Origin of the sequence: Endobacter medicaginis (assembly GCF_014192375.1) — a bacterium.
GTDB classification, from domain to species: Bacteria; Pseudomonadota; Alphaproteobacteria; order Acetobacterales; family Acetobacteraceae; genus Endobacter; species Endobacter medicaginis.
In genome coordinates this window covers 1-7,283 of the sequence record NZ_JACHXV010000039.1, presented here as the reverse complement: position 1 = coordinate 7,283, position 7,283 = coordinate 1, and the positions used below count along the sequence as shown (strand labels likewise).

At 62.8% G+C, this 7,283-nt stretch carries 9 protein-coding genes; 6 read left to right on the top strand and 3 right to left on the bottom strand.

The genetic code is table 11. The features are described from left to right. Positions 1-128 precede the first annotated feature (128 nt). Positions 129-467 carry a hypothetical protein gene (locus FHR90_RS16660; RefSeq protein WP_176623508.1) on the top strand — a complete coding sequence of 113 codons (339 nt, stop codon included), beginning with the start codon at positions 129-131 and terminating at the stop codon, positions 465-467. Positions 468-508: 41 nt separating this feature from the next. Here the strand turns inward: FHR90_RS16660 and FHR90_RS16655 are convergent, their stop codons facing one another. Beyond that, positions 509-838, bottom strand: coding sequence for a DNA-directed RNA polymerase subunit alpha C-terminal domain-containing protein (locus tag FHR90_RS16655; RefSeq protein ID WP_176623510.1), 330 nt, complete (start codon positions 836-838; stop codon positions 509-511). Between the two features lie 163 nt (positions 839-1,001). On the opposite strand from FHR90_RS16655, the gene FHR90_RS17700 reads away from it, so the two are divergent. Next, complete coding sequence (locus FHR90_RS17700) at positions 1,002-1,715, top strand: methyl-accepting chemotaxis protein (RefSeq protein WP_176623512.1); 714 nt, start codon at positions 1,002-1,004, stop codon at positions 1,713-1,715. A gap of 118 nt (positions 1,716-1,833) precedes the next feature. On the opposite strand, the gene FHR90_RS16645 is transcribed toward FHR90_RS17700, so the two are convergent. Together FHR90_RS16645 and FHR90_RS16640 are read right to left on the bottom strand one after the other, a co-directional pair. Next, positions 1,834-2,499: a VC0807 family protein gene (locus FHR90_RS16645; protein ID WP_246330350.1), complete on the bottom strand. Its 666-nt coding sequence runs from the start codon at positions 2,497-2,499 to the stop codon at positions 1,834-1,836. Beyond that, positions 2,496-3,860, bottom strand: a complete 1,365-nt coding sequence (locus FHR90_RS16640; RefSeq protein ID WP_221188298.1) for an 8'-apo-carotenoid 13,14-cleaving dioxygenase — start codon at positions 3,858-3,860, stop codon at positions 2,496-2,498. Before FHR90_RS16640 ends, FHR90_RS16645 begins: the two co-directional genes overlap by 4 nt. A gap of 90 nt (positions 3,861-3,950) precedes the next feature. Here FHR90_RS16640 and FHR90_RS16635 point away from each other — a divergent pair, with 90 nt between their 5' ends. The 4 genes from FHR90_RS16635 to FHR90_RS16620 all read left to right on the top strand — a co-directional run bounded on the left by FHR90_RS16635 (position 3,951) and on the right by FHR90_RS16620 (position 7,146). Then, complete coding sequence (locus FHR90_RS16635; RefSeq protein WP_176623514.1) at positions 3,951-4,490, top strand: TetR/AcrR family transcriptional regulator; 540 nt, start codon at positions 3,951-3,953, stop codon at positions 4,488-4,490. A 294-nt stretch (positions 4,491-4,784) separates the two neighbouring features. Then, a complete protein-coding gene (locus FHR90_RS16630; protein WP_176623516.1) occupies positions 4,785-5,960 on the top strand; it encodes a zinc-dependent alcohol dehydrogenase in 1,176 nt (391 codons plus the stop codon). 365 nt (positions 5,961-6,325) lie between these two features. Next, a complete protein-coding gene (locus FHR90_RS16625) occupies positions 6,326-7,000 on the top strand; it encodes a putative quinol monooxygenase (RefSeq protein WP_176623518.1) in 675 nt (224 codons plus the stop codon). After that, positions 7,000-7,146 carry a hypothetical protein gene (locus tag FHR90_RS16620; RefSeq protein ID WP_176623520.1) on the top strand — a complete coding sequence of 49 codons (147 nt, stop codon included), beginning with the start codon at positions 7,000-7,002 and terminating at the stop codon, positions 7,144-7,146. Before FHR90_RS16625 ends, FHR90_RS16620 begins: the two co-directional genes overlap by 1 nt. Positions 7,147-7,283: the final 137 nt, after the last annotated feature.

Below are 7,283 nucleotides of genomic sequence, written 5' to 3'. Positions count from 1 at the left end.
GGCCACCGGCCGCAATCCGCGCCGCGCAGCTTCCACTCGCGGCCGTCGCCGCGTAGGCTTCAGATCGGTGTCTCACAATCTGCGGGCGGTACAATGTTGAGCAGGACATTGGCCTGGTTCGGCTCACCATGGGCGGCTTTTTTGACGGTGCGACCATCGTTTCGATGAAGACGGAACGGGTCAGGGTGATTGCAGCGCTGCCTTGTCCTGCCAACGCTCACATCACCCTATGCGACATTCGGCAAATGAAGATCCAGAGCCAGGAACGCGTTCAGGATTTTGCACGCCTCGTTGGCGGAGATGACATTCGATCAAAGCGGCTCGCCTTCGTCACGGGTGCCAGTCTCGCCCGCATTCAGGCAAAGCGTTTGACCGATCGCCCTGGCGTCGAGTTCTTCTCGAACCCTGACACCGCGCTCAATTGGCTGCGCGAGCCCGAGGCCGCAATCGACGGCGGTGCCCGCTAAAATGGCATGGCTGGCTTGAACGGAAGCAACTTGCTCATTTCCTAGGCTCGCCGTGCCAGTTGGCGCTTCGCCCCCCTTACCGAGCCTGCCTCTATCCTGAGCATTTCAAGCTCGGCCTCCAATGCGTCTGCCTTGAGACGATGCCACCTTATACTGGCTTCTAAAAAACGCAGCCGGTCGGCTGTATATGAAGCAGGTTCTTCGTTCGAAGAGCGCAAAGCCCTGCTTATTTCCGATATACTGGAAATCCCAATTCCTGGAATCATTTTGAGATCATCAAGAGACAAATTGCGCAAATCTTCAATGCTATTGATACCATTACGGATCAAGGCGCCATCGGTTCGCGGACTTAATGCGATAGCTTCAAGCAACTCTAAAATCTCTTGTCTAGCAAATCCGGGTATGCTGTTTAATGCCAAACATCTGTGAACAATCAGGAAATTTATTGTTGCGCCAGATCGAATTTTATCAATCTATCCGCAGAACGAATATGGTCATGGGCATCGCCCCGGCTGGCCCGCCCAGGCTCGCGTTATGAGCGAGACACCACAAAAAATCCCCAGCGATGAATACTGCAGAGCCGCCTGGCTGGCTGTCTGTGGATCGCAACTCGTGATTGAATTCGACATGGATGGCGCCGTCACATGGGCCAATGACGGTTTCCTCAACCTTTTCGGCTACAGGCTGTCGGATCTCAAGGGCCAGCATCACCGAGTGCTTTGTGACCATGAATATGCGGCATCCGATGCGTATCCCGCTTTCTGGCAGGAGTTACGCGATGGCCGGCACGCACAGGGTGAAGTCGCCCGCTATCGCGCAGACGGCCGCGAATTATGGCTGCACGCTACTTATGCACCGATCCTTGACCCAGCAGGGCATCCGGCTCGCATTCTGAAGATCGCCAGCGATGTCACGAAACAGGTCACGCTGGAGCGCGAAGTCGCCCTGAGGGGGGCCGCTCTTGAAGACACGGTGATCGAGCTCGATAAAACGGTCAGAGACATAGCCTCGATTGCGGATCAGACCCAGATGCTGGCGCTGAATGCCACGATCGAGGCCGCCCGTGCCGGCGATGCAGGTCGTGGCTTTGCCGTGGTTGCTTCCGAGGTCAAAGCGCTTGCCGCCAGCACCCAGGCAGCGACGCAAAATGCGCGAGCGATAGTGGACAGGCATAGGCGTGCTGGTGCGGATGCAGGCCGTGCCGCTGATAGACTGCCCCTGATAGAACGCTGTGATCCCATTGGATGAAGCCCAAAGCTAACTGGCCAACATTCCCGCGGCGAAGCCGGCGTTTCCCATATCACCATCCAATCCGAGAACGTTCGCGCCGTTCGTCAGCGGCTCCCTTGCGCCAAGGTGCTGACGATCAGCGTGCGGCGCGGCGTTGCGCCAGCCGCCTGTACCAGACGGTCCAAAGGCCGAGCGCGGCCATCGAGCCGTAGCCGACAAACGGGCTGACGAGCATGTAATCGTGGATGCTGAGCGTGAATACGAGCACGCAGGCCAGCGCCGACGACGCGAGTAGGCCGATGCCCCATACGAGCGTCATGATCGTCATCACGCGGCGGAAGCGGGGTGTGTCCCGTTTGGCCTCGAACGCGGCAACCTCGTCGGGCGACTTGCGGGCGAGACCCGCCCGCGCGAGCTGATAGATCAGTGGACGGCCGATCGCAGCGGAGCCAAGGAACATCAAACCGATTAATGCCGAGACGAGGTTCTCGCGAAGCTGGAGGAGCTTGGCCGACCCACCACCCAGCATGGCGAGCAGCGATAGCGCGATGCCGGCCAGAACGAGGATCGACAGGGCATCGACCCGACGACGGCGAACGAACTCGGCAAGCGACCAGAGCAGGGGCGGCAGCGAGGACGCGATCAGCGCGACCACGTCGCCCGAATGCGGCGCCACCCGATCGTAGATCAGCAGCGGCAGCCCGAAATTGACGCCGGCCTCGATGGCGATGACGCCGATGCGGCTACCCGTCTGACGGTTCATTGCAATGCTGTCCTTCATGGTCGTGGTGATCGTGTTCATTGTGCGGTGCCCCCGTTAATCCAATTGCCGTGGAAGCCCGGCGGAACGCGGTGCGGCAGGCGCACCGTGGCGACCGGCGCGTGCTCGAACTGGCCCGCGTTCAGGATCACCAGCTCCGTGGTATCGCTCGGCTCATCGATGACGAAGCCGATCAGCCAGCCCTCATCCTCACCCGCATCTGCGTGCGCGGGCACGAAGACGAACTCGCCCGGATGGCGGCCAGCACCGAAGTCGTGCATCTCGCGGCCACCCTCGATCAGATCGTGCTTGTAGAGCCGGCCTGCGCTCTGGAAGCGGCGGTCGGATTGAACGCCCATGGCATAGGCATAGCGGTACGTTTGGCCGACCCGGCGTTCGTCGATGCGAGGAAACTCCTGAGGCCCGGCGTCGATGGTGCCGACCATGGTCGTGCCGGTGGCAGGATCGAGGGTCCAGCGCTCCAGTCCGCGCGAGGTCGCGTCCGGTCCGCCGGGCGCGCCGGCAAACATCGTCGGATAGGCGCACACATCGAGTACCACCCGCCCGTCGGCCAAGTCGAAGGCGTTGGCGACGTGGAACACGTACGCCGGGTCAACGTCACACCAGATGATCGCGTGCTGGTCGCCGCCCCTCGGCATCAGGCCGACGCGGGCATGATGCGCCGGATTCCAGGCATAGGGCAGCGGCTGGCCGGCCAAGTGTGTCGCCAATGAGAAGGTCACCGGCAGGTCGAGGATGACGACGTAGCGCGCCGTGATCGCACAGTCGTGGATCATCGGGCCGTGCTCGACCGCGGTCGGCTCCTCGCGCACCACCTTGCCCGTGGCGTCGAGGACGACGTGGCGGATTTCGTTCGGGCGGCGCCCCTCGTAGCAGATGCCGTGATGCTCGCCGGTCAGCGGGTCCCGGTGCGGATGCGCGGTGAACGAGCCGGCCAGTGATCCACCGAAATCGTCATAGTGCTGCTCGTCCAGCGTCTCGGACAGTTCGACGGGGTAGCTGCCCCCTTCCACCACCGCGAATACCCGCCCGGCTACATCGACGACGTTGGTGTTCACCGTGTCGCTGGACCCATGACGCGGCCCCGGCGCCGGCGTCGTACCGCGAGCAGCGGCATTGGCGTGGGATCCGATCCAGCGGTTGCGATACCACAGCGCCTTGCCATCGCGGATCGCAAGTCCGTGGACCATGCCGTCACCGGTGAACCAGTGATAGGAAGCGGGATTGGGGGCGACCGGGTTCGGTCCGGTGCGCAGATAGCGACCGCAGAGCGCCGGCGGGATGGTGCCACGCACCTCCAGCTCGGTCAGCGTTAGTTCCTGCTCCATCGGACGATGGATGCCCGTCAGGAAGCGATGCGCCGTCCGCTTTCCTTCCTCCACCTCATCATCATCCCTTCTCGCCAGAACACTAGCCATGCCCGCCTCCAATGTTTACACCGTGAGCATAGACAGCAAGGTAACGGTGTCAACATGGAAAAGCGCTATCATCATGGGGACTTGCGCGCAGCCCTGATCGAGGTCGGTCTACGGCTGCTGGCCGAACGTGACGTGGAAGGCGTGTCCCTGCGCGAAATGGCGCGTGAGATTGGGGTTTCTGCAACCTCGGTCTACCGGCACTTTCCCGAAAAGGCGGCGCTGATGCAGGCCCTCGCTCGTGAGGGGCTGGATCGGCTCGCCATCGCCCAGCAAGAGGCGGCGAGTGGCAAGGAAGGCGCTGCCTCATTCGCGGCGACCGGTCGGGCCTATGTGCGGTTCGCACTCACCAATCCGGCTATCTTCCGGCTGATCTTCACCTCGTCCGCGCAGCTCCAGGCGACAGGTGAAATCGAGGCATTGCGGATGTTACGGGCCAATGCCGCCGCGGCTTCGTCCGGGGGGGATGTTGGTCCGGAGCAGGCAGAGAATGGTGCGTTACGGGCTTGGTCGCTCGTTCATGGTCTCGCGATGCTGATGCTTGATGGTCAGCTGCCTGCCGACGATCGGCTGATCGATGCGCTTATCCAAGGGTGAGCGAGGAGCGCGCGAATATTCCCATTTCGCCATCCCATGCGAGACGGGATCGAGAAACCTTGGGGTTTCATTTCGCCCTCAACCGGACCGGCTACCAGCGCGCATTTTTCAACAGCCCCGGCCGTTTTACGAACAGTTTGAGCCTGATGTCGCGGGTGAGCTCGCCGATCGTTGCCCGAAAATGGCTGCTCGTTCACGGATCCGACAGACGGGAACCATGCCGCAGCCCAAGGCGTTGAGCGCCTTAGGCGAGGTCCTTACGACGGGGACGTCCGATTAGATGGGGGAAACGACATGCGAGCACTATGCTGGCACGGTAAGGGCGATGTCCGTGTCGACACCGTCGCGGATCCCGAGATCAAGCACCCGCGCGATGCGATCATCAAAGTAACCGCCTGCGCGATCTGCGGGTCGGACCTTCACCTGCTGGATGGCTACCAGCCCACCATGGAGGCCGGCGACATCCTCGGCCACGAGAACATGGGCGAGGTCGTGGCGCTCGGGTCCGAGGTCACCAACCTCAAGATCGGGGACCGGGTGGTGGTGCCGTTCACGATCAGCTGCGGCGATTGCTGGTTCTGCAAGAAGGGTCTGTTTGCGGCCTGCGATCGGACCAATCCGAACGCCGAGATGGCCGCCAAGGCGATGGGCCATTCGCCCGCCGGGCTGTTCGGCTTCAGCCACATGCTGGGCGGCTACTGCGGCGGTCAGGCGGAGTATCTCCGCGTGCCGATGGCGGATGTCGGTCCGATCAAGATTCCCGACAACGTTACCGACGAGCAGGCCCTCTTCCTATCGGATATCTTCCCGACCGGCTACATGGCCGCCGAGAATGCGCAGATCGAGCATGGCGACACCGTCGCGATCTGGGGCTGCGGTCCGGTCGGCCAGTTCGCCATCCGCTCCGCGCTGATGATGGGCGCCGGCCGCGTGATCGCGATCGACGAGGTGCCCGAGCGACTCGCCATGGCGGAGGCCGGTGGCGCTGAGACGATTAACTTCACCGAAACCGATGTCTATGACGAGCTGCAGGCGCGAACCAAGGGCCGGGGCCCCGACAGCTGCATCGATGCTGTCGGCTGCGAGGCGGCCGCGCACGGGGCGGCGGACGCGGTCATGGACAAGGTGAAGGCAAGCATGATGCTCGCCACTGATCGCGTCCACGTCCTGCGGCAGGCGATCATGAGCTGCCGTAAGGGCGGCACGGTCTCCGTGCCCGGCGTCTACGTCGGGATGGGTGACAAGCTCCCGATCGGTGCAGCGATGAACAAAGGACTAACGATCAAGCTCGGCCAAACCCACGTGCAGCGCTATACTAGACCGTTGCTGGAAAAAATCGTCGCGGGCGCGATCGACCCCAGCTTCGTGATCACCCACCCGGCCAGTCTTGAAGACGCGCCAGAAATGTACGCTAAATTCCGCGACAAGGAAGAAGGTGTGATCAAGGTTGTTATGCGCCCGCACGGTTGATTGGCGGAAAAACCGGGAACAGAACGCTTATCGATGCCGATCGACACCGCCGCTTTGGAGCACGTGTAGCGGCGGTGTCGATCAGCTTGCGACCAAGTATGTCGGCAGACCTAGGGTCAGGACTCGTTGACCATAGCGAACAGCGATGGCCGACGCACCAGGAAGCGAAGCGCCACTTGGCGTGCGGTCGCGCCGTGGCTGGCCGCGATCTCCTCCAGAACGCGCCCGCCAGGGGTGCGCGGGCCGGGGAAGTCGCCCTGGCCGAACGGGCTGTCGGCGCCCGGCCGCGCGAACTTCCCATGATTTAGGCCCAGGACGCCTTCCGTGGAGCTCGAGGCGCTACCATCGGAACAAGGAGAGAAAAGATGCACAAGGCACTGTTCGTAGGCATTGAAGCCGGGCCGACCCACCAGGAAGATGCCGCTGAATTCCTCCGGGGTGCGCTGGAGCCGGTCGAGCATGAGCAGGACACGCGGCACTGGTACGCGCTGCGCTTTGGCCCCGCCGACTTCGCCATCTTCGATACCTTCCCCGGCAATGCCGGCCGGCTGAAGCATCTGTTCGGCACGGTCGGCCGGGCGCTGGTGGTGAAGACCTTCACCTTCCTCAACGGATTGCCGGAGATCGAGCCGGCCGACATCCTCGCCCTCAAGGTGCCGGCGGCGGACGCCCTGCCGCGCTTGGCCCTGCATGTTCCGCTTGAAGCACGGGACGGTGCGGAGGAAGAGGTTGCCCGCTTCCTCCAAGGAGCCCGATCGGCCGTGGAGCGGGAGCCTGGCACCCTGTCGTGGTACGCTCTGCGTCTCGGAAAGACTCGGTTCGCCATCCTCGATACCTTCGCCGACGAGGCAGGGCGCGAGACGCATCTGTCGGGCGAAATCGGTACGGCGCTATCCGGAAGCGCTGCTTCGCTGTTCGCCGAGCCTCCCCAGATCCACCGCGCACAAATCTTGGCGTTCAAGATTGCATCCGCTGGTGATGAGGAGAGGACGAGCAGGAACACGTCGGTCGCGCGGCCCCTTGAGAGAGGGACAGTCTGATGGACACGAAGCAGAAGGTGCTCGTTGGAGCGGTCGTCGCCAGCACCGCGGCAGCCGGGGCCGCGTTCGCGTTCAAGTCCGCGGGCACGGATTCGAAGCTCACCAAGGTCGCGTGTCCGCCGTCAGCACCAATGGCACAGATTTGAGGTTGTGATTTAAGGAGGATCTGGGCTTCGTCGTAGTGACGAAGTGTACCGCCCGCAGATTGTGAGACACCGATCTGAAGCCTACGCGGCGACGGCCGCGAGTGGAAGCTGCGCGGCGCGGATTGCGGCCGGTGGCC